Raw genomic sequence first — 436 nt, 5'->3', positions numbered from 1 at the left:
CGAGGACGTTCTTCAGGAACGTCAGGTCGGACTTCTTCGTGCGGCGGACCGCCAGCACGCCCTCCTTCGCGAGGTAGTGCTGCGCGAGGTCGTCGATGCCCTTCTGACAGAAGACCACGTCGGCGCCGGAGTCGACGATCTGGTCGACCTTCTCGCGGAGCTGCTGTTCCTCCTGGTCGAGGAACTTCTGGAGCTGGTCCGGTGAGTCGACGTTGACCGAGGTGTCGACGTCCGCCTCCTCGACCTCGATCGGGTCGTTGAGGAGGAGGACGTCGGCCGCGTCGAAGTCGGTCGGCATGTCCTCGTGGACGGGGTCCTTGTCGATCGCCGCGCCGGAGAGGAGGCGCGACTCGCCCGCCGCGCGGCCGGTGCGCGTCTCGATGTTGAGGTTGGCCAGGTCGACCACATGGGAGCCGTCGTCGGCCTCGACGGTGAC

At 67.2% G+C, this 436-nt stretch carries 1 protein-coding gene; it reads right to left on the bottom strand.

Annotated features, from left to right (window positions below):
• Positions 1–436 (bottom strand): TCP-1/cpn60 chaperonin family protein (locus D3D01_RS22965; RefSeq protein WP_304999838.1); only part of this gene is annotated, 436 nt, incomplete at both ends.

It is taken from the genome of Haloarcula sp. Atlit-7R, from assembly GCF_003666065.1.
In the GTDB taxonomy this organism is placed as follows: Archaea; Halobacteriota; Halobacteria; order Halobacteriales; family Haloarculaceae; genus Haloarcula; species Haloarcula taiwanensis.
The sequence above is the reverse complement of the archived record's forward strand: the minus strand, read 5'-3'. Positions and strand labels throughout refer to the sequence as shown.